At 63.6% G+C, this 26099-nt stretch carries 22 protein-coding genes, 1 tRNA gene and 1 pseudogene; 7 read left to right on the top strand and 17 right to left on the bottom strand.

All coding sequences use genetic code 11. From position 1 onward, the window contains the following. Nucleotide 1: 1 nt before the first annotated feature. The 11 genes from gspK to AC1RRJ_RS09275 all read right to left on the bottom strand — a co-directional run bounded on the left by gspK (nucleotide 2) and on the right by AC1RRJ_RS09275 (nucleotide 13273). The gene (gspK, locus tag AC1RRJ_RS09325; RefSeq protein ID WP_493121885.1) at nucleotides 2–1006 is read right to left on the bottom strand and encodes a type II secretion system minor pseudopilin GspK; all 1005 of its coding nucleotides are present in this window, start codon (nucleotides 1004–1006) and stop codon (nucleotides 2–4) included. After that, nucleotides 1003–1629, bottom strand: a complete 627-nt coding sequence (gene gspJ / locus AC1RRJ_RS09320; protein ID WP_493121884.1) for a type II secretion system minor pseudopilin GspJ — start codon at nucleotides 1627–1629, stop codon at nucleotides 1003–1005. Before gspJ ends, gspK begins: the two co-directional genes overlap by 4 nt. Beyond that, nucleotides 1626–1991, bottom strand: coding sequence for a type II secretion system minor pseudopilin GspI (gspI, locus tag AC1RRJ_RS09315; protein WP_493121882.1), 366 nt, complete (start codon nucleotides 1989–1991; stop codon nucleotides 1626–1628). Before gspI ends, gspJ begins: the two co-directional genes overlap by 4 nt. Then, entirely contained in the window at nucleotides 1981–2472 is a 492-nt protein-coding gene (locus AC1RRJ_RS09310; protein ID WP_493121879.1) for a GspH/FimT family pseudopilin, read from the bottom strand. Before AC1RRJ_RS09310 ends, gspI begins: the two co-directional genes overlap by 11 nt. Then, nucleotides 2447–2929: a type II secretion system major pseudopilin GspG gene (gene gspG, locus AC1RRJ_RS09305; RefSeq protein WP_493121877.1), complete on the bottom strand. Its 483-nt coding sequence runs from the start codon at nucleotides 2927–2929 to the stop codon at nucleotides 2447–2449. Before gspG ends, AC1RRJ_RS09310 begins: the two co-directional genes overlap by 26 nt. Nucleotides 2930–2941: 12 nt before the next feature. Continuing rightward, the gene (gspF, locus tag AC1RRJ_RS09300; RefSeq protein ID WP_493121875.1) at nucleotides 2942–4156 is read right to left on the bottom strand and encodes a type II secretion system inner membrane protein GspF; all 1215 of its coding nucleotides are present in this window, start codon (nucleotides 4154–4156) and stop codon (nucleotides 2942–2944) included. After that, on the bottom strand, nucleotides 4149–5654 hold the full coding sequence (locus tag AC1RRJ_RS09295) for a GspE/PulE family protein (RefSeq protein WP_493121873.1): 1506 nt from the start codon (nucleotides 5652–5654) through the stop codon (nucleotides 4149–4151). Before AC1RRJ_RS09295 ends, gspF begins: the two co-directional genes overlap by 8 nt. Beyond that, nucleotides 5651–7852: a type II secretion system secretin GspD gene (gene gspD / locus AC1RRJ_RS09290; RefSeq protein ID WP_493121871.1), complete on the bottom strand. Its 2202-nt coding sequence runs from the start codon at nucleotides 7850–7852 to the stop codon at nucleotides 5651–5653. The genes AC1RRJ_RS09295 and gspD overlap by 4 nt, the downstream gene beginning before the upstream one ends. Nucleotides 7853–7857: 5 nt before the next feature. Then, on the bottom strand, nucleotides 7858–8742 hold the full coding sequence (locus AC1RRJ_RS09285) for a type II secretion system protein N (protein WP_493121869.1): 885 nt from the start codon (nucleotides 8740–8742) through the stop codon (nucleotides 7858–7860). A 209-nt stretch (nucleotides 8743–8951) separates the two neighbouring features. Then, on the bottom strand, nucleotides 8952–11624 hold the full coding sequence (locus AC1RRJ_RS09280; RefSeq protein WP_493121867.1) for a TonB-dependent receptor domain-containing protein: 2673 nt from the start codon (nucleotides 11622–11624) through the stop codon (nucleotides 8952–8954). Between the two features lie 86 nt (nucleotides 11625–11710). After that, complete coding sequence (locus AC1RRJ_RS09275; RefSeq protein WP_493121865.1) at nucleotides 11711–13273, bottom strand: beta-helix domain-containing protein; 1563 nt, start codon at nucleotides 13271–13273, stop codon at nucleotides 11711–11713. A 307-nt stretch (nucleotides 13274–13580) separates the two neighbouring features. On the opposite strand from AC1RRJ_RS09275, the gene AC1RRJ_RS09270 reads away from it, so the two are divergent. Continuing rightward, nucleotides 13581–13667: transfer RNA gene (locus tag AC1RRJ_RS09270), tRNA-Leu, on the top strand. Between the two features lie 151 nt (nucleotides 13668–13818). On the opposite strand, the gene AC1RRJ_RS09265 is transcribed toward AC1RRJ_RS09270, so the two are convergent. From AC1RRJ_RS09265 to AC1RRJ_RS09255, 3 genes are all read right to left on the bottom strand, one after another. Further along, the gene (locus AC1RRJ_RS09265; protein WP_493121863.1) at nucleotides 13819–14067 is read right to left on the bottom strand and encodes a hypothetical protein; all 249 of its coding nucleotides are present in this window, start codon (nucleotides 14065–14067) and stop codon (nucleotides 13819–13821) included. Further along, a complete protein-coding gene (locus AC1RRJ_RS09260; RefSeq protein WP_493121861.1) occupies nucleotides 14060–15859 on the bottom strand; it encodes an ABC transporter ATP-binding protein in 1800 nt (599 codons plus the stop codon). Before AC1RRJ_RS09260 ends, AC1RRJ_RS09265 begins: the two co-directional genes overlap by 8 nt. A gap of 446 nt (nucleotides 15860–16305) precedes the next feature. Next, nucleotides 16306–17394: an aromatic ring-hydroxylating dioxygenase subunit alpha gene (locus AC1RRJ_RS09255; RefSeq protein WP_493121858.1), complete on the bottom strand. Its 1089-nt coding sequence runs from the start codon at nucleotides 17392–17394 to the stop codon at nucleotides 16306–16308. Between the two features lie 303 nt (nucleotides 17395–17697). On the opposite strand from AC1RRJ_RS09255, the gene AC1RRJ_RS09250 reads away from it, so the two are divergent. Continuing rightward, a complete protein-coding gene (locus AC1RRJ_RS09250; protein WP_493121857.1) occupies nucleotides 17698–18849 on the top strand; it encodes an acyl-CoA dehydrogenase family protein in 1152 nt (383 codons plus the stop codon). A gap of 1 nt (nucleotide 18850) precedes the next feature. After that, on the top strand, nucleotides 18851–19624 hold the full coding sequence (locus AC1RRJ_RS09245; RefSeq protein ID WP_493121854.1) for an SDR family NAD(P)-dependent oxidoreductase: 774 nt from the start codon (nucleotides 18851–18853) through the stop codon (nucleotides 19622–19624). Between the two features lie 38 nt (nucleotides 19625–19662). Here the strand turns inward: AC1RRJ_RS09245 and AC1RRJ_RS09240 are convergent, their stop codons facing one another. From AC1RRJ_RS09240 to AC1RRJ_RS09230, 3 genes are all read right to left on the bottom strand, one after another. Then, nucleotides 19663–20223: a TetR/AcrR family transcriptional regulator gene (locus AC1RRJ_RS09240; protein WP_493121852.1), complete on the bottom strand. Its 561-nt coding sequence runs from the start codon at nucleotides 20221–20223 to the stop codon at nucleotides 19663–19665. A gap of 240 nt (nucleotides 20224–20463) precedes the next feature. Continuing rightward, nucleotides 20464–21591 carry an LLM class flavin-dependent oxidoreductase gene (locus AC1RRJ_RS09235; RefSeq protein ID WP_493121850.1) on the bottom strand — a complete coding sequence of 376 codons (1128 nt, stop codon included), beginning with the start codon at nucleotides 21589–21591 and terminating at the stop codon, nucleotides 20464–20466. Between the two features lie 156 nt (nucleotides 21592–21747). Then, a complete protein-coding gene (locus tag AC1RRJ_RS09230; protein WP_493121848.1) occupies nucleotides 21748–22659 on the bottom strand; it encodes a VOC family protein in 912 nt (303 codons plus the stop codon). A 311-nt stretch (nucleotides 22660–22970) separates the two neighbouring features. Here AC1RRJ_RS09230 and AC1RRJ_RS09225 point away from each other — a divergent pair, with 311 nt between their 5' ends. The 4 genes and pseudogenes from AC1RRJ_RS09225 to AC1RRJ_RS09210 form a co-directional block, all read left to right on the top strand. Further along, nucleotides 22971–24101 carry an acyl-CoA dehydrogenase family protein gene (locus AC1RRJ_RS09225; protein ID WP_493121845.1) on the top strand — a complete coding sequence of 377 codons (1131 nt, stop codon included), beginning with the start codon at nucleotides 22971–22973 and terminating at the stop codon, nucleotides 24099–24101. A gap of 27 nt (nucleotides 24102–24128) precedes the next feature. After that, nucleotides 24129–24944 (top strand): alpha/beta fold hydrolase, encoded by an 816-nt coding sequence (locus AC1RRJ_RS09220; RefSeq protein ID WP_493121843.1) that lies wholly within the window; start codon nucleotides 24129–24131, stop codon nucleotides 24942–24944. Next, a complete protein-coding gene (locus AC1RRJ_RS09215; protein WP_493121842.1) occupies nucleotides 24931–25722 on the top strand; it encodes a fumarylacetoacetate hydrolase family protein in 792 nt (263 codons plus the stop codon). Before AC1RRJ_RS09220 ends, AC1RRJ_RS09215 begins: the two co-directional genes overlap by 14 nt. 9 nt (nucleotides 25723–25731) lie before the next feature. After that, a pseudogene (locus tag AC1RRJ_RS09210) lies at nucleotides 25732–26099 on the top strand (acetaldehyde dehydrogenase (acetylating)); the annotation flags it as partial.

Below are 26099 nucleotides of genomic sequence, written 5' to 3'. Positions count from 1 at the left end.
ATCAGTCGCTCTCGCCCCAGTCGCGGCGGACGATGACGGGCGATGCCTGCCCGGCGCTCGGTGCGCCGCCATTGGCATCGATGAGCGAAACTGCCGTCAAAAACCCGTCCCCCATCGTCACATTCGTCGTCAGTGTCAGCCAGCGGCTCGTCACCCCGGCCTGCTCGCCGGCCTCGCCCGGCGCAAGCCGTTCGAGCGCGCGCGCCTTCCAGAATCGTTCGCTGCTGCCATAGCCGTCCGCAGGCCGCGCCGCCAGCGCCGCCCGCGCATCGGCAATGGTGATTTGATCCGGCATCAGCATCGCAACCAGCGGCGCCTGTTCGGGCGCGAGCGTGTTAACGTTAAGCCGCACCGGTTCGGCAACCGGCAGCACGCAAATCCAAGGCTTCAGCCGTGCATAGATTTTTGGGCTGACGCCGCGCACCGCGCGCAACTCGCTGATGTCGGCCATCTTGCGGTTGGCGGGCAGATAGGAATTCGGCATCGACCGATAGACGCCGTCCTCGGCGCCCAGCGGGCCGTCGTTGCTGTCGCTGTCGATCCAGTCGGCGGTCGCCCCGGCGATCGCCTGCGCCTCGCCCGGATCGATCCCGAGCAAGGTCATCAGCGCGCCGAACTGGCGCATCGCACCCGACCGCTGACTGAGCCGCCCCGGCGCGGTTTCGGCAACCAGACTGTTGAGATTGAAGCAGTTGTTCGCATCTGCAAGCCGCGCCTTTCCCTCGCCACCGGGCAGCGGCAGGATAAAATCGCGCGCCAGCCAGTCGCCCGCGAGCGTCAGCTTGGCGGGGTCGCGCCCGACCAGATCGCCGACGCGGCGCAGCGCAATTTCTTCGGCGGCAAAGCTGTATGCCCGCCCCTGATCGACCGCCGCCGCGCTGCCCGCAATCCGCGTCGCAAGCGTCAGCCGGTCGAGCGCGGTCGCGGCGATCACCGCCATCACCGCGACGAGCAGCAGCACGCTGAGCAGCGCCGCGCCGCGTTCACCCTGTGTGCTGGAAGTCATGGTGCAGGCACCGGGGCAGGCGGCGGGGGCGACGACGGCGCGGTCAGGAAAAGCAGGAGCAGCGGCGCGCGGCCTTCGCGGGTCAGCCGCACTTCGACTGCGCGCGGCAGGCGGTCCCCGGGCTCCGACGTCCAGACACTTCCCCACGCGCCCTTTTCATCGCGGTAGCGCACGGCCACCGCGCTCACGTCGCCGACCAGCCGGTCGCCCTCCCCCATGGCTGTGCCGTCGAGCATCGGCTGGACGGCGCGGCGCCATTCCGTGCCGACGCGGGCATAGCCAACACGTTCGACCGCCGGGCGCGGCCCGCCATCAAGCGCACCCGCGCCGCCATGGACGAAAGCGAAACCGCTTTCCGATCCGATGAAGGCGGGAACGCTCTCTCCCGCGCTGCCCCGCGTCGAGCGCTGGACCGCTTGCGCGAGATCATTCGCCATCACCGCGCGCAACCGGTTGACCCCGCCCATGGTCTTCAGCCGTCCCTGCACCGCATCCTGCGTATCGACGCTGCTGCGCAGCAAGCCAACGCCCATCGCAGCGATCGCGGCGAAGAGCGACAGCGAAATGAGCATTTCGACGAGGGTGAAGCCGCGCTCGCCGACGCAAGGCCGTTCCACTTTCATCGCGACGGCCTGATGATCGTCAGCACCGCCTGCCCGCGCCCGGCCTCGGGCCGAACGATCAGGTCGATATGCAGCAGGCTGTCGTCGGCAGTCCGCTTGACCCGCTGTTCGATACGCCAGTTGCGGCCGGCGTTGGCGACCAAGGATGCACTGTTGCCGATCGTCGGCGGCGCGGGGTCGGTCCACAACTCGACCGCGCGGTTCTGCGCGACAATGCCCGCCATCGTACTTTCGTCGAGGTCGCCCGCGGTGCGCACCGCATAGGCGTCGAGCCGCACCAGCGTCAGCGCCGCGATGCTGATGATGCTGAGCGCCACCAGCATTTCAAGCAGGGTGAAGCCGCTTTCGCGATCACCGCCCACGGCTGACCTCCCCCGTCGCAGAAACGCGCACGACCTCGCGCGCGTCACCGCCCGACAGGACGACAGTCTGCGGCGTCGGACTGGTGCCGACGCGGTCGAACAATATGCGCGCCGCGCCCTGTCCGTCGCCTGCAGCAAAACGGATATCGGCAGGCCAATTGCGCTGTGCAAAGGCGCGTCCGGGCAGTGGCTGCCATTCGCCTGCAATCCGCCGTTCAAAACCATAGCCCGAGGGTGCGAAGTTGACCGACACGCTGCGCCCCTCGATCACCGCGACATCGCGCGCGCCGGCAAGCCGCGCGGCGAGGCGGTCGGCCTCGCTGCGCACGCTGCGTTCTTCACCGGGAATGGTCAGCACCACCGCGGTCGCGGCAAGTCCGAGGATCGCGAGCACAACCATCAGTTCGACCAGCGTAAAGCCGCTGGTCTCTGTCTTGCGACGGTCGCTTCGCCCCTCAACTGTCTCCGCGAATATCGGCATTGTCGTCGGTCCCGCCCGGTGCCCCGTCGGCGCCCAGCGACCAGACGTCGAAGGCGGCGCCGTTCGGGCCGGGCGTCTGGTAATTATAGGGGCGGCCCCACGGATCGGCGGGCAGTTTCTTGATATAGCCACCGCGGCGATAGCGTTCGGGCTGCGCCAGCGCCGGCGGGGCTGTGATGAGCGCGTTCAGCCCGTCGGTCGAGGCCGGATAGGCCAGATTATCGAGCCGATATTGTTCGAGCGCGGTCTCCAGCGTCGCGATATCGGCCTTCGCCTTGGTCACCATCGCCTTGTCCTGACTGGGCAGGACGTTGATCATCACCACTGTCGCGAGCAGCCCGATGATGAAGATGACGACCATCAGCTCGGTCAGCGTAAAGCCGCGTTCGTCGCGCTTGCGCTGCCGTTTGACGGGCGGACGGGTCGGATCGAGCATCAGGCGAAGGAAAAGCTTCATCAAGGACATGGGCTATAGACCTGCAAGGTTCTGCAACTGAAGGATCGGCAGCAGGATGGCGAGGATGATAAGGGCAACGCACGACCCCATAACGACAATTATGACAGGCTCGAGTAGCGCCATCGACGCCGCCGTGAAACGGTCGAATTCGCGCTCGAGATAATCGGCGGCGCGCTCGAGCATCTGCTCGAGCCGACCAGCGCTTTCGCCACTGGCGGTCATATAGACGAGCAAGGGCGGGAAGACCCCGGCATCGCGGAGCGCCGCCGACAGGCTGCCGCCGGCACGCACCTGATCGACGATCGCGGCGGTGGCGCCCGCGAGCGAGGCATTGCGGATCGTCGGGAGGGTGAGACGCAGACCATCAACGAGCGGCAGGCGGCTCGACACCATCGTCGACAGCGTCCGCGCGAAGCGCGCGGCGTAGAGATCGCGCAGCAGACGGCCGAGCAATGGCAGACGCAGCAGGCGCGCATCGACGCGCGCCTTGAACGCCGGACGGCGCATCGCGCTCACCCAGCCGAAACTTGCGGCAGCAAACAACAACGCGATCAGCCACCACCAGTTGGCGGCGAAGCTTGAGATCGCGATCACCGCGCGGGTCAGGAAGGGCAATTGCTGGCCGACGTCGGTGAACTGCTCAACGACGCGCGGGACAACGAAGATCATCAGCGCCGCAACGACGCCAACCGCAACCACCGCGAGAACAATCGGATAAGCGAGCGCAGCAATCAGCTTGCCGCGAACCTCGGCCTGGCGTTCGAGAAGATCCGCGAGACGTGCAAGAATCGTCGTCAGGCTGCCCGTCGTCTCGCCCGCCGCGACCATCGCGCGATAGAGCGGCGGAAAGCTGTCCGGCTGACGCGCCATAGCGTCGGCAAGGCGACGCCCCTCGAGCAGGCCGGCGTGGACGTCGCCAACCACGGCGCGAGCGCTTTCGGCCTCGCTCTGGCGGGTCAATGTGCGCAGCGCTTCTTCGAGCGGCGCGACTTCGGCGAGCGTTGCGAGTTGGCGGGTGAAGAGCGCCAGCTCCTTGCTGCCCAATTTGTTCCGGCGGAAGGCGAGCAGCGAACGGCTTGCGGGTTTCGCGCCCGCAGCTTCGACCGCAACGATATGGAACTTCCGCCGCATCAGGTCGGCGCGCGCGGCATCGTCGTTCGCGGCCGTCAGTCGCCCCTTACGCTCGCGCCCTTGGGGATCGATCGCCACATAGCGATAATCAGGCATCGATTTCCTCGCGCCGCGCGACACGGATCGCCTCCTCGGCGGTGGTCAGCCCCTTGGCGACCATCGTCCGCGCCGCCGAGGCGAGCGTTGGCGACTTCAGGAAGGCGTGGCGCGCGATCATCGCTTCGTCGCCGCCGTTATAGATGTAGCGGCGCACGGTTTCGTCGACCTTGATCGCCTCGAACACGCCGATGCGGCCTTTGTAGCCGGTGCCGTTGCAATGATCGCAGCCCTTCGGGCGCCAAATCACGGTACCGATGTCGAGCCCGAGGATCGCAGCGATGCTGTTGTCCGCCTGGACGGGTTCGCGGCAATTGTCGCAAAGTTTGCGTACAAGACGCTGCGCAATGACGGCGCGCAAGGTAGAAGCCAGAAGAAAAGGTTCTACTTTCAAATCCTTAAGACGCGTTATAGCACCCACCGCATCATTGGTGTGCACCGTCGAGAGAACGAGGTGGCCGGTCAGCGACGCTTGCACCGCAATGTCGGCGGTCTCGCGATCGCGAATTTCGCCGACCATCACGACGTCGGGGTCCTGACGCAGGATCGCGCGGAGACCCGCGGCAAAGTCGAGCCCGACCTTGCTGTTCACCTGCGTCTGGCCGACGCCGTCGACGGCATATTCGACCGGATCCTCGACGGTCAGGATGTTACGCTGGCCATCGTTCAACTGCTTGAGCGCGGCATAGAGCGACGTCGTCTTGCCCGAACCCGTCGGCCCGGTGACGAGGATGATGCCATTGGGTTCGGCGAGCGCCTCGCGCAAAATCTGGTCGGCAGCCCCCGACAGGCCGAGGACGTCGAAGTCGATCCCTGCGGCATCCTTGTCAAGAATACGCATCACGACGCGTTCGCCGGCACGGCTGGGGAGCGTCGAGACGCGGACGTCGACCGCCTTGCCCGCGAGGGTCAGCCCGATGCGACCGTCCTGCGGCACCCGGCGCTCGGCGATGTCGAGACGGGCCATCACCTTGATGCGGCTGACGACGACGGGCGCGACGTGCGGCGGCATGCGCAGATGCTCGCGCAGCACCCCGTCGGTGCGCATCCGCACGACGAGGCCGCTTTCATAGGGCTCGATGTGAATGTCGCTGACACCCTGTCGCACCGCTTCGGCGATGATCGCGTTGATCAGGCGGATCGCGGGGGCGTCGTCGGCGCTGTCGAGCAGATCTTCGGCGCTCGGCAGACTGAAGTCGATATCACTGCCGTCGAGCGACCCCGCCATCGCGGCCGCCGAACTGTCGACGGCATAATGGTCGGAGAGCAGCCGATCGAAATCGGCGACACTGGCGGTTGCAACGCGCAGCGGCTGCGCAAGATAGCGCTTCACCTCGATCAAAACCGCCGGGTCGGCGCCGTCGCGCAAGGTTGCGAGCCATGCGCCGCCTTCGCCCTGCGCGATCACGACGCCATGCGCCCGCGCAAAGCCATAAGGGATATCGACCGGCGCCGGGGGAGGCGCCGAAGCAGGCACCGCCGGTTCGATGTCGGTCACGGATAGTCTCCGGCCGGCGGCGCGGGCGCTTTCGAAATCGACGGCGGGACGTCGGTCGTCGTGACGCTGCCCTCGGGACCGCGCAGCGCGGGCAGGTCAACCGGGCCAACGGTGATGTCGGCGGCGGTCTCGGCTGTCGGCACCGGCGGCACCGCGCCCAGATAGTCGCGCACCAGCGTATCGATCGCGGGTTCTTCGTCGGGGTTCCGGCGCAGCTGGAAGTCGCGGATATAGCCGTAGCGGCGCGCGGTGAGCGCGGCATTATCCTCGCGGTTGCGCAGGATCGTCGGGCGGATGAAGACCATGAGGTTGGTTTTCGACCGGGTGCGGCTGCGCGATTTGAACAATTCGCCGAGCAGCGGAATATCGCTGAGCAGCGGGATGCGCTCGATCGTCTTGCGCTCGTCATCGTTGAGCAGCCCGCCGATCGCGAGGATTTCGCCATCGTCGACGGTCAGCACCGTTTCGAACGAGCGCTTGTTCAAAATAAGGTCACTGTTGCGCGACGAGACCGGGCCGGCGACGCTCGACACTTCCTGACGGAGGAACATCTTCACTTCGCCCGCACCATTGACCTGCGGGGTCACTTCCAGCTTGATCCCGACCTCTTCGCGCTGAACGGTGCGGAAGGCGTTTTCGAAATTGTCGCCCAGTTTTTCGCCGGTCGTGATCGGAACATCCTGTCCGACGAGGAATTTCGCCGCCTGATTGTCGAGGGTGACGATGTGCGGGGTCGCGAGCAGGTTCGACGTCGTGTCCGACTTCACCGCATTGATGATCGCGCCGAAAATCGTGTTCTTGCCGATGTCCCCGGCAAAACCGGCAAAGCCGCCGGTCGCCGCGAGCAGCGACGCCGCCGCCGCTTCCTGCAGGCTGTTACCAAGCGAGCTGTTGGTCTGCGTCACCGTGGTGGTGCCGTTGACGGTCGTCGTCTGCTGCGACAGCTGGTTCGCGGCATAGGCGCCGCCAAGGGTCAGGATGTTCGGCGACGCATTGCTGTAGCTCGTCGCGACGAACGGAATGTTCTTGCCGCCGAGGAGGAACTGGACCCCGAGCCGCTTCGCGGCATCGTCACCGATCTCGACGACGATCGCCTCGACCAGCACCTGTTGGCGGCGGCTGTCGAGCTGGCGGATCAATTCGCCGAGCATGCGCTGTACTTCGCTGTTGGCAGCGACGATGATCGCATTCGCGCCTTCGTAGCGGGTGACGATCGCAGGGCCGCGGGTCGAGATGCTGCCGCTGCCTCCGCCACCGGTCGAGACCGCGGTGGTCGCCGCGGGCGCCGGCGTCGGCGTGCTGTTCCCGCCGGACGAGGATGACGTGGTCGCAGGCGACAGACCCGCCTTTTGCGCGGGGTCGCTGCCGCCGCCGATGAGCTGTTGCAGCGTCGGCAGCAGCGTTTCGGCATTGGCATGCTCGAGCCAATAGACGCGCAATTCGGTGCCGCCCGCGGCCTTCGCATCGAGATCATGCGCCATCGACACGAAGCGCGCGACCAGCGCCTGATCGCCGCGCAGCGCAATCGCATTGCTGCTGTCGATCGGCACGATCGCGACCGGCGACTTCGCGCCTTCGCCTGCCGCGGGGACCAGTGCTTGCAATGCAGCGGCGATTTCGCGCGCACCGGCATTTTTCAGCGTGACGATCTGGCTGGTCGAACTGTCGCGGTCGATGCTCGACGCCAGCGCGCGAATGCGGCGGATATTGTCGGCGAAGTCAGCGACGACGAGGCTGTTGGCGTTGCGGTTCGCGGTCAGCGAGCCCTGCGCGCTAACCAGCGGGCGCAATGTTTCGACCGCCGCGACGGCGTCGATATGGCGCAGCCGGATGATTTCGGTGACGAACTGATTCTGCGCTGCGCCGCCGCTGCCGATCCGGCCAGGCTGCGCCGCAGCGCCGTCGATTGGCTGGACGCGGTAGCTGCCGTTCGGTCCGGGGACCGCGACGAGGCCGTTGGAGCGCAGGGTGGAAAGGAAGATCTCGAAATATTCGCTGCGCGAAAGCGGCCGGTCGGTGACGACCGAGACCTTGCCGTTGACCCGGCCGTCGATGACGAAAGTCCGCCCGGTGATCCGCGCGGCATCCTGAATGAAGGCGCGAATATCGGCGTCGCGGACGTTGAGCGTATATTGCGCCGACGCCGGGGTCGCCGAAATCAGCGCCGCAGCAAGCATGAGGGACAGTTTAAAACGCATGTGGGTCAGGGCTTTGCAAGAAAAATGGCAACCGGAACGACGCTGGCGCCGCGTTCGACTTCAAAGGACAGGCGGGCGCCCGGAGTGAGCTGATTGGCAAGTGCCGCCGCGTCGGCCGCCGAGCCGATCGGACGGCCACCGACCGAGCGGATGACATCGCCGGGGCGCAGGCCCGCAGCACGGAAAGCGGCGCCGTCACCCTGTGGCTGGACAACGAGACCCGTGACACGGCCATTTTCGGTGCGCGGAGCGAAAGCGACCCCGGCCTTGAGCGCGGCGGGCGACATTTCGCCATTGGCACTGACCCCGCCAGCCGCCGCACTGCCGATTTCGGGCGTCGGTGCGGGCAATGGGGTCGCGGCGCCGGCAACCGGCGCCCCGCCGCTCTGATCGAGAAACAGGCTTTCGCGCGCGCCGCCGCGATCAAGCGTGACATGGTCGAAGGCGACCCCGGCGAGCTTTACCCCCGGCGCGATTTCGTCGCCGACAGCGTAGCTGTTCTGCACCCCGTCCTCGCCCGCGATGATCGCCGAGCCGCCGCCGGTCGCTTCGTTGAGGTTGATGCCAAACAGCGTCAGCCCGAGCGCGGTGACCGTCGCGCTGGCGGGGCCCTGCGCGGCGCCGCGGAAAAAGGGATCAAGGCTGGTGAACAGCGCGCGGCGTTCGGCGGGCGAGACGATCACTGCCGCCTGCGGCTGCCACGCACCGAGCGGCGACAGCGGAACGATCAGCACCCAGAGCAGGCGCACCAATTGCCAGACGAGCAAGGCGCCAACGAGCCCGGCGAGCAGCAACGGCCAGACCTGACGTGGTGCGCGCACGCCGCTGCGGAGCCAGGCGGGCAAGCCACGTGGCAGTCGCACGGCTGATCCAGACATCAGCGTCGCCATGAAAATTCCCCGGTCCCCCACGTGAAAATGCCGTCCCGAATCGCCTAGGCGGGATTAATGACAGGCAGTTGACGCAAAGATGACAGTTTTTTTACAGCCGGGCGAGTCTGGAGGCAGGGGAGCGATGACGCAAATCCCTCCCCGCTGCGGCTAGCGAGCAAGCTCGCAAGTCTCGCGGCCCCTCCCGCTAGCGGGAGGGGCACACCAGCCTAAAATTTCAGCGACGCGCTGAGCGAGAAGGTACGGCCCAGCTTGTAACGGTTGAAGTAGATTTTGTTGTCACCCGAGGTCTGGACTTCCTGATATTTGCGGCCGGTCAGGTTGCGTGCCTCGAACTTCAGTTCGACCTCTTTGCCCAGCATGTTCAGCCCCTGGCGCGCGACGAAGTCGAGCTGGATGCCCGGCTTTTCGAGCAGGTCGGGCTGGCGCGACGGACCGCGGCTGGTGACGCGCGGGCTGGCGTAGGTCAGTAGGAAAGTCTGCTGCGACAGCTTGTCCTGATCCTCGAGCCCGATCTGGACGTTGACCAGGTGATCGGACTGGCCGGTCATCGGAGCGCCGTCGAAGAAATAATTGCTCGCGGCCTCGGTCACCCCGTTGATCACCGTGGTGTCGCCTTCGCGAACCGAAATGTCCGACTGGGTATAGGTATAGTTGCCGATCAGGACGAGGCGGCGGCTTTGCCAGAAGGGCGCATCCGACAATGTATCGAGCGGAACATATTTCTGGACCTCGATCTCGGCGCCATAGAGCGTCGCCTTCGGCGCATTGGCAAAGCCGGTGCTGACCGACGAATCCGACAGCGAAGTGAAGGCTTCGATCGGATTGTCGATCGACTTGTAGAAGCCGGCGACCGACAGGCGCTGATCCTTGTCGAAATACCATTCATAGCGCGCCTCGGCATTCCAAAGCTCGCTGTCGGTCAGCGAGGGGTTGCCGCGGTACAGGCGGTTCGATTCGGGATCCTGATAGACTTGCGCCACCAGTTCGCGGAACTGCGGGCGCGCGATCGTTTTCGACCCGCTGGCGCGCAGCTGCATGTCGGGGGCCACTTCCCAGGTCAGGGTAACGGCGGGGAGCCAGTAATTGTTGTCGAGGTTCGTTTCCACGATCGCCGACGAGCCGGTGTTGAACAGGTCGATCGGCGCGACCGTCTGCTTCGCCGTTTCATAGCGCACACCCGCGTTGATGTTGACGCCCGACGTCAGTTCGGCCTGCACCTGCGCATAGCCGGCGTGGGTCGTGAGGTCGGCCGCGAAGGCCGCGGTGCCGTCCTGTGCCGAGGTTTCGAGCAGCGTGATATCATACAACTGGATCGTCGCGTCGGAGAGGAGATAGTCGGGGCGGAGCTGCTGCACCGCGAGCGGCAGGTTCGAGGCGCGAAACTGGAACGAGCGGCGCGCCGAGGTCCGGTGCGTGTCGCTATAGGCATAGCCGACCGTCGCGGTGATGCGCGGGGCCAGTTCGTAAGAGAGGTCGACGCCGCCCGACCACAGATCCTCGTTCAGGTCCGAAAAGGCGATGCTCGCGTCGCCGCGGCTGCCGCCGAGATCGTTGACGAACTTGTCGCCGAGCGGATCCTGCGCGGTGGGCAAATTGGTGCGGACATAGGTGAAGCTGCGCTCATAGGGCGCTTCGCGCTGCGAATTGGCATAGCCGCCGCGCAGGTCGAGCTTGAGCTGGTCGAAGTGGAATTCGCCGACGAACTGGGTGTTGATCAGCTGCCGCTCGTACCAGGCGGTGTCCTGCTTCATGATGTCGCGGCCCTGCTGGTTCGCGTCGGTGCCGAGCGCGAGGCGGGCCTGTTTCAGCGTGTCGCGGATATAGAGGTTGGTCCAGCGCAGCTTGTGCTCGCCGATCTCCAGCCCGAAGCCGAGGAGGCCGTTGACGACAACGCGATTGTCGGTGACGACGCGGTTATAGCTGGTCTGCGGATCGCCCGACAGGTCGCGTTCGACCGACGTCTGTTGCAGCGTGTCGCGGGTGCGCCACTTGTTGCTCATCCCGGCGGTCGCGATGATGCCGAGTTCGCCATCGCCAAGTGCGATAGTCGTGCCGCCGGTGACGCCCGCCGACCAGTTGACCGGGATATGATTGTTCTGCTGAAGCAGCGAGGTTGGGGAGTTGGACAGCTCCATCGCCATCGCCTTCAGATCGTCCTGGCTGAAGTCGGCGCCCTCGAGGATCGGCTTGCCGCTTCCGAACGCGGCCTTGAGCAGCGGCGGCACGTCGCGGGTGCCGTCGTCGAAGCCGGTCCAGTCGGTGTCGCTGCCATAATAGGTATAGCCGAGCTGGTTGGTCGTCTCGCTGTCCCAGCCGATCCCGCCGCTGAAGGTCAGGAAGGGTTCGCGCGGGATCGCCTTGGTCGTGAGGTTGATCACGCCGCCGCCAAACTCGCCGGGGAAATTGACCGAATAGCTTTTCTGGATCAGCGTCGAATCGATGACGTTCGAGGGGAAGATGTCGAGCGGGACGACGCGCTTCAGCGGTTCGGGGCTGGGCAGCGGCGAACCGTTGAGCAGCGCCAGCGAATAACGGTCGCCAAGGCCGCGGACATAGACATAACCGCCACCAACGACCGACAGGCCGGTGACGCGTTGCAGCGCGCCCGAGATGTCGCCCTCGCCCGTCCGCGCGATGTCGGCGGACGACAGCGCCGACACCACTTCGGGGGTCGCGCGGACGATATTGGGGGTGAAACGGCCGGTGACGACGATTTCGGCATCGGCGCCGCCTGGGATCGAGACATCGCCGTCTTCCTCATCCGGTTGCGCCGCCGCGTCGGCGGCCGGTTCGGCGCCCGCGTCCTGGGCAAGCGCCGCGGGCGCGACAAGGGCGGAGCTGAGGAGAAGCAGGCTGGCGAAGATCGGCCGCTTGGTCATGGTCGAATGTCCCCGAAGATAATGTGGGAAAGGAGCGGGCCAGTCCGGCATGGACCTGCCCGCTCCCCCGATTGGTTATTGAGCGATCAGGTCGTCGGCAGCGCGGTGCAGCTGCCGCTGCTGGCCCCGAACGATGCGGTCGCCGAATTGCAGGTCCAGCCCTGATACCAGGTGTCGCTGGCGTCGCGGACAGCACCGACATAGGCGGTGGTGTCGAAGAAGGCGTTCAGCAGCTTTGCATTATAGGGCGTCAGTGCGGTTTCGGTCGCCCCGTTGACGAACAGGTTCGTCAGGCTGGGGGTATAGGCCGCGCTGTTGTTCGTGCCCGCGCCGAAGATCGCCTGCACTTCGGCATTGGTCACGCCGCTGGTGCCGAGGAACGGCGTGGCGCCGCACTGCATCGAGACCGAGAAGAATTTCGGCGGCCCCTTTTCGTCGGTTCCCGTGGTCTGCGTCGTCGTCGCGCTGTTGAGACGCAGACAGCCGATGCCCGGCGATATGACGAGGCCATTGGCCATCGTATAGTCGGCGCCGCCGCGGATCAGCATCGCCGCGGTGTTGCCCGCCGCCGCGTTGCGCTGGATGAAGGTGAAGTTCGCGAGCTGGACGAACTGGCGCGGAACGGCGTTTTCATTGCCGTTCGAATCGACCTCGAGGATCGAGTCGCCGATCGTGCCGCCGGCGCGCTGCACCGCGATCACATATTGGATATTGCCCTTGTAACCGACGTCGGTGTCGAGATTGTCATCCTCGGCGCCGGTGATCACCAGATGCTTCATGTTCACGCGGCCGCCGAACACTTCGATGCCGTCGTCCGAGCTGTTGTGGACCTGGATATGGTCGATCTGGGTGCCCGAACCGGTGCCCGACGGGGTCAGGCCCTGCAATTCCTTGTCGGGCGCAAGGGTAAAGCCCGAATAGCGGATCTGGACATAGGACATGCGGCCCGAGCTGTCGGCCGGCTGTGCGCCACCGTATCTTGCGCCCGTCGCACCTTCGGTGTCGCGCTGGCAATCGACAGTGCCTTCGACCGCGCCCGCTGCTTCGCAATCAGTGACCGGCGCGCGGCCGAGCAGAACAACGCCGCCCCAGAGCTGGGACGTGTCATCATCGATCGGACCGACCACGTTTTTGCGACCGGTGAAGATGATCGGCTGGGTCGCGGTGCCGACAGCGTTGATCTGGTTGCCGCGGTTGACCGCGAGCCACGACACGCCGGTCGCGCCAAAGATAGTGACGCCCGGATCGATAGTCAGCGTGGCTACGGTGTTGGTGCTCGCGGCGCCCTGGTCGGTGCCGACATCGACGCGGCCGCCCAGCGAATAGATGACGCCCGCAACTTTCGGGATCGCCGTGGAACTATTGAAACGCTCAGGAAACTCGCAATTGCGCCACGTACCCTGCGGGCCGCTGATTGTGCCACGGTCGGTCAGCTTATTGGCACCCGAAATATCCGGGCAGCTCGCCGCCGGAGTAACAACACCCGGGGTCGGCGTGGGCGTCGGGGTCGGCGTCGGCGTGGGGGTCGGCGTCGGGATCACGATCACGCCTTCACCCGGCGAAGCAACGCCGTCGGCACCGCAGGCCGCAAGGATGGAACAGGCCACGCCGCTGAGCATGACCAAACGAATGCGTGCGAAAGCCGCCATGAAATTCTCCGTTCCCGGTGTGCGCCCCCGAGGCGCTGATGAAATACCACCGGCGAACGAGAGAGGATCATCGTCGCCTCGCCCCCGGTGAGGACGCCACTAGGGTGATTCGATGACGGTCTGACGCCAGAGCCGTGACAGTTGGATGACTCTTTGGAGTCGGTTTGGTGACAGCCACAGGCACGGCGGGCCGTGCCTTTGCCCTTTCAGAAAAGAAAAGCGGAGAAGCTCGCTTGCATCACCCGAAAAGCTTTGCTAGGCGCCCGCTCCTACCTGGTGCCGGACCCGATCCGGACCATCATGATGTGCGGTCGTGGCGGAACTGGTAGACGCGCAACGTTGAGGTCGTTGTGGCCGAAAGGCCGTGGAAGTTCGAGTCTTCTCGACCGCACCATCATCGCCATTTTGTGGCACCGTTTAAATGATCTGGCTTGTGAATGCCGGTTTCTGGCCCGCCCTTGCGGCCGGCCTTTTTGACAGGCCGTGCGGGCCTGCCAGTTGCACGCCCAAGGCTTGCCTCGCTCACATTCGTTCCTTCTGCTGCTTTACTGGCTTCGTGCGAAGCGCAGAACATCCCGCAGAAAATGGCCGATAGCGGACGGACAGCTTGAATGTGGCGGCGACGAAAAAGCGGCGGCTCCGGCGAATTGCGGATGCTCGCCCTCCCCACGGCCATTCCATCGACGATCAAAGATCGGCCTGCCTGCAAAACCGTCGCCGGCGAACGGCATGCTATCGATCATCGACCAGAGGTCGACGATCGATAGCACCACTTTGCCGGTCGGCTCAGCCATCAACAAAGACCGGGCTTTCATCCACGATGTTCCCAGACTGCCGGTCGAACAGACGGCGATACTGGCCGTCCGCATTCGTGAGCAGCGTTTCGTGATCGCCATCCTCGACGATCCGGCCCTGATCGAACACCAATATGCGATCGAGCGTGCGCACCGTCGAAAGCCGGTGCGCGATGACGATCGCAGTGCGGCCCTTCATCAACCGGTCCATCGCCTGCTGGATCAGGGCCTCGCTCTCCGAATCGAGGCTTGAGGTCGCCTCGTCCAGAATGAGGATCGGCGCGTCGGCCAGAAAGGCCCGGGCCAGCGCCACGCGCTGGCGCTCGCCGCCCGACAGCTTGACGCCGCGCTCACCAACCGGCGTTGCATAGCCGCGCGGAAGCCGTGCGATGAACTCATGCGCATTGGCGAGCCGCGCCGCCGCCTCGACTTCGGCCTGGCTCGCCCCGGGGCGAGCATAGGCAATATTGTCGGCAAGGCTGCGGTGGAACAGGATCGGCTCCTGCTGAACGATTGCAATCTGCGCGCGCAGCGACTGCTGGGTTGCGTGCGACACATCCTGCCCGTCGATCGTCACCCGGCCTTCGTTCACATCGTAGAGGCGCTGGATCAACTTCACAAACGTCGTCTTGCCCGATCCCGAATGGCCGACCAGACCGATCCGCTCGCCACCCCGGATCAGGACGTCGAGATGCTCGTAGAGCGGCTTTTCGTGTCCGCCGTACCGGAAGGTGACATCCTCGACACGCACCTCGCCCGCCGCGATGCGGATCGGGGCCGCATCGGCGCGATCCTCGATCCCGAGCGGCTGGTCGTGGAGATCGACCAGTTCTTCCATCTCGTTCACCGCGCGCTGGAGGTGATGAATATGAAAGCCGATGTCGACGAGATAGCCGTGGACGACGAAATAGCTGGTGAGCACATAGGTGACGTCGCCCGGCGTCGCCGCCCCGCGCCACCATAGCCACAGGGCCACGCCGGTGATTGCGCCGCGCATGATCCACAGAAGAAGGATCTGCGCGCTGCCCGACCAGGTATAGCGCATCCACGTGCGCCGCGTGCGCTTCGCCCATTTGGCAAGCAGCCCGCCGACGCGCTCCTCCTCGCGATCCTCGGCGCCGAACGCCTTGACGACGGCGTTGGAGCCGACCGCATCCGACAGGAGGCCGCCAAGCTTGGTGTCCCATGCGTTGGACAGCGTCGCGGCAGGAGATGCCCAGCGCGTGGCGAGCGTGAGGGTCATCGCCACATAGGCGGCGGCACCGATACCCATGACAAGCCCGAGCACCGGCCAATGCCAGCCGAGGAGGAGCATCGTGCCGACGAGCACGACCGCCGACGGCAGCAATTGCAGCAGAAGCACATCGTTGAGCGTATCGAACGCCCACATGCCGCGCGTGATCTTCCGCACCGTCGAACCGGCGAAGGCATTGGCGTGCCAGTCGGTCGAGAAGCGCTGAACGCGATGGAAGGCGCCCTGCGTTACGCCCTGCATCATGCGAAGCGTGAAGGGGATGATGCCTGCCCAGGCGACGTGACGGAGCAGGACCATCGCGAGACCGAGCGCCGCCATCGCTGCGAACAGCGCGAGCGCGCTGTCGCGCTGGTCGGCCGCCAGCGCGTCGATCAAACGCCCCGCGAACAGCGGCACGAAAATCTCCGTGACCGTCGCGGCGGTGATAAACAGGCCGACGAAGACTGCGCGTCCACGCTGCGCAGCCCAGTGGCGGAAAGTAAAATCGAGAACGCGGCGGATCGAATCCGCGCGACCATTGTCGTGTGTCGATGTCATATCATGAACCGGCGCAGATGCGCCGTCTCCAATGCGTTTATGTTCAGGGGGTGATCCGGACGAAAAGCCGGATCACGGGGGCTTCAGGACCTAGTGGTGGAAGCGCCCGTTGGCAGGAAACCCGCCGAGAGGGCATGTGGTCGGAAATTTCATCTATGCCCTCCTTTCTTCGCGTTGGAATGATTCGGATGTTTACCGGCGTTCCATGCCGTTGGCAATCCTCATGTTTTTGCCAGCGGGCCAAATCGGGATTACCCGCTTGCCGATTGTGGCCGTTCACCGCCCGTCCGGCCCTGACCAGAAAATTGACAAAGCGGAGGTTGAGGTTTCGTCGACGACGATCATGCGCGCCGCGGGCAAAGGAGTTCAAGTCGCCCCAAGCCGGTATCGGACGAGCATCCTTCGGAACTGCCGAATCCGGATTGCCCGCCACGCGCTTCGACCTGTCAGGCTCCTTGGCCGCCCTCCAGTTCGAGGGAGGCCTGAGGCGGCCGTTCCTTATGGGTCGGCACATGCTTTCCGTCAGCGCGTCGGCGAAACTCTTCGACGCGAGCCCGCGGGTTATAGAATTGGCGATACCAGATACGGCCGAGCTGGAAATTGCGCTCGGTTGGCAAGCCCATGATCCGCACCGCCGGCTTCTTGTTCCGCCATATATCGAAATCCTGCTGGAATGCTGCCAGCACCTCGTTCTGAACCGCTTTCGCCCGGGCACGGTCATCATCTCCCGGCGCCTCGCTTGCGGTCATCAACAGATTATTGTGCCAGACCTTGGTCACCCCATCCTCAACCGGTGTGTGAAAGATGAATTCAATCGAACGGATATCGCCGATCGCCTGCCTCGAAAGCAAAAGTCCCGGGCCGGTATACCAGGTATAAGTCATCAGGAACGCGTCATATTCCCGGCGAAACCCGCCCTGTCTCTGGGCGTAGAGATGCCCCTCGAATTCATTCTCGAAATATTCGCACGGCGATCCGTGCGTTGGCCCCAAGTGATTGGAATCAGCCATATTATCGAGTATTTCCTGCGGATGTATTCCCAGACATCCCAGATGATCATAGGCTCCGTTGACCCAGTTGGGCGCGTCCCATTCGGGTAAAGCGGGAAACTCGAAGTCCGGCTCGCCGCCTTCCGGATCATGCCACATCATGATCGCCCCCATCGCTTCCTTCACGCGATAGGAACCGAGCTTTGCGGCCTTCGGGCACGGCCCGTCATAGCCCGGAATATCGTCGACATCGCCCTCATGATTGAAGCGCCAGCCATGATAGGGGCAGCGGATGGAATCGCCGACGATCTGCTCGCCATGAACGACGAGCGACGCGCTGGTCGACGCCGCCAGATGCGCGCCCATATGACTGCAATGGGCATCGAGCAGAACAAGGCGGCCGCTGGCACCCCGGAACAGGGCAAAATCCTTTCCGAAAAATCGCAATGGCAACGGCGCATCGTTCAGTTCGGAGGCTTCCGCGATCATGAACCAGCCTCGCGGAAAGTCGAAATCCCCCAGCCCGTAATCCTTGGTCGTGGCCACTATCGCAATTCCCTCTCGCTATTGAAGTCGAGCAAGAGAGAGCGAAGCCCGCTCAGCTGAAACTCGCATTCACTCGCGAAATGTCGAGCCGGCCCTCATGATGGCTCCTGCCGTCACGCGACGGTTCACTCGACGAGTTTTCGCGCAGTCGCGCACGCGCGCGACAGTCCCGTCGCCCCGAATACGAGTTCTAATTGAGTGAAATCGGGATGTAGGAATTTCGGCAGGGATTTTCCGGCCGCTGACTTGGGTCGGATTTGATCATCGAAACGAATATTCCAACCGACAGAATTGCAGGTGATCGTGAATCAGTTTTTTCCCATCGAGCGAACGATATTCTCTGCGGAACATGAAATGTTTCGCAGCAATGTGCGGCGCTTCATGCAAGATTCCGTCATTCCCAATCTGGATAAATGGAACAAGCAGGGCCATCCCGACCGCAAAGTCTGGCTTGAAGCGGGCAAGCACGGGTTTCTTTGCGTGACCACGCCGGAACAATATGGCGGAGCTGGCGCGGACCGGAAATATAGCGCCGTGCTGATCGAAGAGCAGCAGCGCGCCAACGCCGCGGGTCCCGGCTTCGTCATGCACTCGGAAATCGTCGCGGGATATATCGAGCGCTTTGGAGACGAGCTGCAAAAGACGACATGGCTGCCAAGGATGGCTCGCGGCGAAATCATCGGCTCGCTGGCCATGACGGAACCCCGCGGCGGATCGGATCTGCGGGCCATTTCCACGCGCGCCGTCGTCGATGGCGACGACTATCTCATCAACGGCGCCAAAACCTTCATCACCAACGGCTACATCACGGACCTCATCATCGTCGCCGCTAAAACCGACCAGAAGGACGGGAAAAGCGGCCTGTCCCTCTTTCTCGTCGAAGCCGATCGCAAAGGCGTCAGCAAAAGCCTGCCGCTCGACAAGATCGGCCAGAAAGCCCAGGACGCGGCCGAGCTTTTCTTCGACGGGGTCCGGGTCCCCAAAGCCAATCTGCTCGGTATCGCGGGCGAAGGGCTATCCTATCTGATGCAGGAGCTCGCGTGGGAACGGCTGATGATCGCCATCCGCGCCGTCGCCGGTTGCGAGGTCGCGCTGGAATCGACCGTCGATTACACCAAGTCGCGCGAAGCGTTCGGGCAGAAGCTGATCGATTTCCAGAATACGAAATTCAAACTGGCGGAGTGCAAGAGCAAGACGCAAATCGCCCGGGTCTATGTCGATCGCTGCATCGAGCTTGCCTCGGCAGGCCAATTGAGCGCCGAGGCATCCGCGATGGCCAAATGGTGGTGCACCGAGTTGCAGAACCGCGTGCTCGACGACTGCGTCCAGCTCCATGGCGGTTATGGCTATATGCTCGAATATCCTGTCGCGCGGGCATGGATCGATGCCCGCGCCCAGATGATCTACGGCGGCACCAACGAGATCATGAAAGAAATCATCTCGAGGAGCTTTTGACATGACCGCCGCTCCCGATTTCCCCGCCGGCGGCGTGGCGCTCGTCATCGGAGGCAGCGGCGGCATCGGCCGGGCGATCTGCGAAAAACTCGCGGCAGCCGGCGCCGATGTCGTGTTGACCTATCGCACCAATGCAGCGGTCGCCGAGGAAGTGGCCCAGACCATCAGCCAATACGGACGCAAGGCCATGTGTGTCGCGCTGGCGCTGGAAAATGCCGTCGACGTCGCGGCCGTTTGCGCCGGGATCATTGCGGAGCATCAGCGCATCCACACCGTGGTGAACGCCGCCGGATCGCATATTGCGATGAAGTTCATCGGCGATATCGGACCCGACGAATTCCGGCGCGTCCTCGACGCCGACACCAATGGTTTTTTCAATCTGGTCCATGCCATGCTGCCCCATATGCGGGAAAGCGGCGGGAATTTCGTGACGATCAGCACAACCGGCCTGCTCCGGTGGCCCGCAAAGGACGCCCTGTCGGTCGTGCCCAAGGCCGCGATCGACGCCTTGATGACGGGGATCGCGAGGGAAGAAGGGCGAAACGGCATTCGCGCCAACACCGTCGCGCTCGGTCTGATCGACGCCGGACTTTTCCGAAAGCTGATCGGCGTCGCCTATGACGATAAATATATCGAGGCGGCGATCCGGAACTCCGCACTGAAACGGCTGGGAACCGCCGAAGAGGTTGCCGAAGCCGTCTTGTTCCTTGCATCGCACCGGGCACGTTTCGTGACCGGCCAGACGCTCACCCTCGATGGCGGATACAGCCTCTGATTCCAGCGGAGCTGCCCGATTGGCAGCCCGCGCCCTTCTCACGCCTTCAGATAAGCGAGGGTCAATCTGACCATTTCGTCGATGAATTCCTCGTCGGTCATGTCCGCCGGGCTTTCCACAATATAGCGCCGGATGTTCGACAGGACCGCGATTTCGAGGATGTTGAGCGATCGATCGAGGTTCGTCACGGTAATCTCGTCGAGATGATTTTCGAAAAGCGCCTTGCTGGTGGCCTGGGTAAACCGTTCGACCGAAAGGTTGCGGGTCAGTTCGATCAGCTCGGGCGTCTGCTTGGAAAGCGAGTAGAGGAGCACCTTATGCTCGCGGAAATTTTCCAGCAGATAGGTCAATATCCGGCGGCTCGCGATATGCAGCGGGCCATCCATCGAGTCCCGCAGGACGGCCCGCACACCATTGGCAAGGCTCGACACCCTGAGTTCGATCAACGCCGATATGACGGAATCCCTGTTCGGGAAATACTGGTATAGCGAGCCGATGCTGACCCCGGCCCTTTCGGCGATATAATTGGTTGTCGCCTTGTCATATCCATCCTTGAGGATGATGAGTTCGGCCGCTTCCAGAATCGCTTCTGACGTCACCTTGGCCCGGCTCTGAATGGGTGTTTTCCGTCGCAATGCTTCTATCCTGGATTCAAAGCCGCATTTCCCGGCGCACGCCGCCAGATCGCAGAATCAAATGCTTACTCCTGAAATCCGGCGTACAAAGATCGTAGTCGCCCGGCTTTGTCGACTGGTTTTTCTTCGCCATCGCCGCGGCCGGGAGAGAGGTGGAACGCCCCTCCCCCCCACCCTGCGATTTCCGGCCCCGCCCGCAACGGGTCAGCCGGTTCCGGGCGCCTGTCGCAGACCCGATTCCTCGAGGCACGGCAAGACATCGCGCCCAAGCCTGTGCAGAGTGTCGGCATAGTCAATCGCACTCAGAATGACCCCGTCGATCCCCGCGGCCGAGATATCCTCCAATATGCGGGCGACGGTTTCGGCATTGCCGACAACGGGCATGCCAGCCCCCACAGCGACCGTCCGGCGAAGAAAACGCATCTGGTCGGAATCTTCCGCAACGCTGTTTTCGCGCGCCATGGTCGAAATAAAGCTATCGACGGCTCTGCGATCGACCTTGTCCTCGGAATAATGCCGGACATAATCCCGTGCCTCGTCGTCGCCGTCCTTCAGGACCAGCTGAATATTGGTCCAGACCTGCATCTCGCGCCCGTAGGTCCCGCCGGCCAGTTGCTTGTATTTGTCGACCTGCGCGCGCCATTGCTCGCGATTTTCGCCGAAGAGGCCGATCAGGCCGATATCGGAATGGCGTGCAGCAAAATGCATGCCGATATCCGAATAGCCTGCATTCATGATCGGCACCCCCGCACCGCGCAGCGGCTGCGGTCGCGACAGCGCAGCTTTCATGGAAAACCATTCGCTCTCGAAATCAAACTCCTGATGGTCCGACCACAAGCGGCGGATCAGGGTCAGCCATTCGGCCAGATATTCATAGCGCTCCTTGTGCCCGAGCAGGTCGATCCCGAACATTTCGAACTCGCGCCGGTTCCAGCCGCCGACGATATTCATTCCGAAGCGGCCGCCGGAAACCGCGTCGATCGTCGCGGCCTGCTTTGCAACGATCAGCGGATGAACAGTCGGCGCGTGCGTGGTCGCAAATACGCCGATGCGCTTCGTCGCCTGCGCCACCGCGGCGGCGTAGATGAACGGGTCGATCACCTCATGCGAGGAATGATCGAAGTCGCCGTCAACATATCCCTTCCATCGCGCGATCGGCACGGCCACTTCGAACCCCGCGTCATCGGCCATTTGTGCAACGCGAAGACATTCCTTCCAGTCGGGTTTGAACAATTCGGGCACGGTCGTGAGCGCCGGTGCGGTGTTGATGCAGAAGACGCCCAGTTTCAGCCGGTTCGCCGAATTGACGGGATGCGGAAGAAGGCCGGTCATTGCACTGCCTCCGCACTAACGGAGGATGGCCCTGTCGCGGGCCGTCCTTCCGCTACACGGCAGCGGCATGAATGCACCGAAGTAAAATCCATAATGGTCATGATCACGATACCCTCCCTCTCGGCAATTTCTACGTTTGAAGCGGCCTGACCCGCGTCAGGATTGGTGTTCAGCGGCCTTTTGCCACGCCCACACATGCCCCCATTCGCTGGGCGTCCCATGCGCGGTCGGCACCCAGGTCGCAGGGTCGATCACCAGCGGATCGCAACCGATTTCAAGATCGAACCCCGATGGAGTCTGCATGTAGAAACCAAAAGTCTGGTCGTTCACATGGCGACCGATCGAGGCACTCTCGGCGATATTCGCCTGCCGCATCCGGTCGTGGCATTTGCCCACGTCGGCCTGTGTCTTCATTTCCAGCATCACATGAACGCATCCGAAGGGCGACTGGGGGATATCGCCCAGCGCAAGCGAATGATGCCGGCCGTTGTCCGCATGCATGAAGATGAACCCCATGCCGGGATCGTCGGGGTCCTCACTGAAGCGGTAACGCGCGATGTCGGTGTCGCAAAAGCCGATGCTCACATAGAAGGCATGGGTTTCATCGAAATTCGGGGCCGCGAACACGGCATGCCCCATGCCCATCTCGCCGGTGACGAAACCGGTGACTCCCGCAGGTGAAGCAAAGGGGCTGTCCGCCTGTGCGCCACCGTGAAAAAACTCCAACCCGTTTCCGGCGGGATCGCTCGTCCTGAAAAACGCGGTCACCGCGCGCTGGCGCGCCTCTTCCGCCGTCCCGTCCTGAACGGGGCGCCCCGCCCGGGCGATCCGGTCGCGCAGCCCCGCCAGTTCCGCAGGGCCTTCCACTTCATAGGCGGCCGCAATCAGGCGTTCCGCGGTGCCCGCCTGGACCCAGAAGCGGAGCGGCCTGTCGTCGATCCGGTAAAAGGCAACGCCATCTGGCGCCCCGTCACCGCGCATGGCCCCCACCACCCGGGTCAGATAGCCGTCCCACGCCTCCGGCTTTGCCGTCTCGATCAAAACATACCCCAAAGCCCTGATTCCCATGCGCTCACTCCCCTTGCAGCAACCGAAAACGCCCGCCGATCAATCGACACCCGCCCCGCTGAACTCCCCCGCTATCGCCAGCAGGCGGAGACTCGCGCCGCGCCTTTGCGATGACAGCAATACGAATATACAACTTTATAGACTTTTCAAATCATCTTTTTCGTAATATTTACCGATTCGATTACGAATTTTGAGACGAGAGCACCTCGTTCATCAAGGGAGAGGCAGACGCAATGACTCAAGCAGCATCCAAAAACCTGGATTCCGGAGCGGTTCCGACGGCAGAAGAGCTGGTCTTGCGGGCAAGCGCCTTGGTCCCCAAGCTCAAGCAACGCGCACGACAGACGACGCTCGACGGTGACGTGCCGGCGGTGACGATAGCCGAACTGAGGGACGCGGGCTTTTTCCGCATCCTCCAGCCGCGACGGTACGGCGGCTATGAAATGGAACCCGGCGTTTTTTACGAAGTGCAAAAGCTGCTCGCCGAGGGCTGCATGTCAACCGGCTGGGTCTATGGTGTGCTGGGATGCCATCCCTATCAGCTGGCGCTGTTCGACGACCAGGCCCAGCGCGAGGTTTGGGGTGATGATGCGGACATGCTGGTATCCTCCACCTATCAGCCGGTCGGAAAGGTCGAGAAGGCAGACGGCGGTTTCCATTTATCGGGTCGCTGGGGATTTTCTTCCGGCTCCTCGCATTGCGGCTGGGTGTTGCTCGGTTCGCTTTACTTTCCGGAGGATGGACCACCCGATCTGCGCACATTCCTGCTGCCGGCTTCGGACTATCAGGTGATCAAAGGAACGTGGGATGTGTTCGGCCTGCAAGGGACCGGCAGTTTCGACATTGTCGTCGATCGCGTCTTCGTTCCCGAATATCGCACCCACAGGTCGAGCGACGGTTTCGTCTGCTCCAACCCCGGGCAGCAGGTGAATGATGCCCCGCTCTATCGCCTGCCCTGGGCCCAGATTTTTGTTCGCGCCGTGTCGACGGCAGCTTTTGGGAGCACCCGGGCGGCGATCAAGGCCGGCCTCGAAATCGCGCACAACCGCGTGTCGACCAACACGGGCAAAGCATCGAAAAGCGACCCTGTTCTCCAGTCCGCACTGGCACGCGCTATCGCCGAAGTGGACGAGATGGAACTCAGGCAGCAGACCAGCTTCGACACGATGATGGGTTATGCCGAGCGCGGCGTCGCGATCCCCATGGAACGCCGCGCCCTGTTTGCCTACCAGTCATCGACCGTGGTGCGGCGCATGGCCGATCTGGTCGACAATATCGTGAAGCTGCTCGGCGGCCGGGCCATCTACATGTCCAGCCCCATCCTCCAGCCCTGGCTCGACCTCAATGCTGCGCGGGCGCACGTCGCCAACGATCCGGGGATCCGTGCCGCCGACGTCCTTGGCACCATGGCCGGGGAGCAACCGGCCTTCAACTATCTGTGACCTGTCGGGGATGAAATGATGAACGAGATGAAAAGCGCGACGTATCGGGTCGCCGGCGGATACGACATTCACATCAAGGAAACCGGGTCGGGGCCAGCGGTCGTGTTCATCCACGGCAGCGGCCCCGGCGCATCGGGCCTGTCCAACTTCCGCGAAAATATCGACGCTTTCGTCGCTGCGGGATATCGCGTCGTCCTGCCCGACATGATCGGTTACGGCGCCTCGTCGAAGCCGGAGGGTATCGACTATACGCTCGCGCTATTCACCGGCACCTTGCTCGAAGCCCTGAAGGCGCACGGACTCGAAACGGCCGCGCTGGTCGGCAATTCACTGGGTGGCGGCGTCGCGATCCAGATCGCGCTCGACCATCCCGAATTTGTCGAACGCCTCGTCCTGATGGCGCCGGGCTGCGTCGCGCCCTTCGAAGTCTATATCGCAATGCCCGGGATTTCCCGGATGCGCTCAAGCTTCGGCGAGGCCGACTTCGACATGATCCAGCAGAAACGGCTCATATCGAATCTCGTACATCCGGACTTCGCGCCCGCCATTCCGGACGCGCTCGTCGCCGAACGCTTTGCCGTCGCCCGCACCCAGCCGAAGGATGTGCTGACCCGGATGCGCACACCCGATCTCGGCGCGCGCCTCGGCGAGATCGACAAGCCCATGCTCATACTGTGGGGCCGCGACGATGAGTTTTGCCCGGAGACGCACAGCCGGCTGTTTCTCGAACGCTGCGCCAATGTCCGGACCATCAGTTTCGCGCGCACCGGTCACTGGGTGCAGCTCGAACGCCGGAACGAGTTCAACCATTATTCGATCGGCTTTCTCCATGAACATCGCTGAGCAATTCGGGCATGAGCTTTTCGGGGCGCTGCGCGACCGACGGACCCTCCCGCCACTGATCGAACGCGTTCCCACGCTGACGATCGACGACGCCTATGCGATCAGCCTCGACTTTCTGTCGCGGCGGCGAAAGGAAGGCGAACGCGTCGTCGGCAAAAAGATCGGCGTCACGTCGAAGGCGGTTCAGGACATGCTGGGCGTGCGCCAACCCGATTTCGGCTTTCTCACCGATGCCATGCATATTCGGGGAGATGCGATCGATATCGACGCGCATGGCCTGATCCAGCCGCGCGCCGAAGCGGAAATCGCGTTCATCCTCGCCACCCCGCTCAAGGGGCCCGGGGTGACCGCGGCCGACGTGATCGCGGCGACCGAGAGCGTCGCGCCCTGTTTCGAAATCGTCGACAGCCGCATCACCGACTGGAAGATCGGTATCGTCGATACGGTGGCGGACAACGCCTCCTGCGGGGTTTTCGTGATCGGCCAGGGGCGGCTCGACCCGCGTGCCCTGGATCTGCCAAATCTGCATGTCGCGGTGGTGAAGAACGGCGCGGCGCTTTCGGAAGGCTACGGCCATGCCGTTCAGGGCAACCCGGCCGAGGCGGTCGCCTGGCTTGCGAACACATTGGGCGCGCATGGTGTGACGCTCGATGCCGGCGACATCATCCTGTCGGGCAGCCTTGTCCCGCTGGAACCGGCTGCGCGCGGCGACATATTCGAGATGATCCTTGGCAATGGCCACCGCACGCTGGGCCATTGCGTCGCGCGTTTTGTATAAGGAATGACAATGACACGGGTGCAAGCCGTCATCATTGGCTCGGGCAATATCGGCACCGACCTGATGATGAAGATGATCAAATATCCGCAGAATATGGAACTGGCCGCGGTGGTCGGGATCGATCCCGACAGCGAAGGGTTGGCGATGGCGCGCTCGCACGGCATCGCGACGACGCATGAGGGGATTGAGGGACTGAAGAAGCTGCCCTGTTACAAGGATATCGGCATCGCCTTCGACGCCACCTCGGCCTATGCGCACAAGCTCCACGACGCCGCGCTGCGCGCCGACGGGATTCAGGTCGTCGACCTGACCCCCGCAGCCATCGGCCCCTTCACCGTGCCGCCGGTCAATATGGAAGCGCATCTCGATCAGCCCAA

The sequence above is a fragment of the Sphingopyxis sp. GW821-FHT12C06 genome (assembly GCF_058807415.1).
Note: the sequence above shows the minus strand (reverse complement) of the source record. Positions and strands in the feature narration are given on the sequence as shown.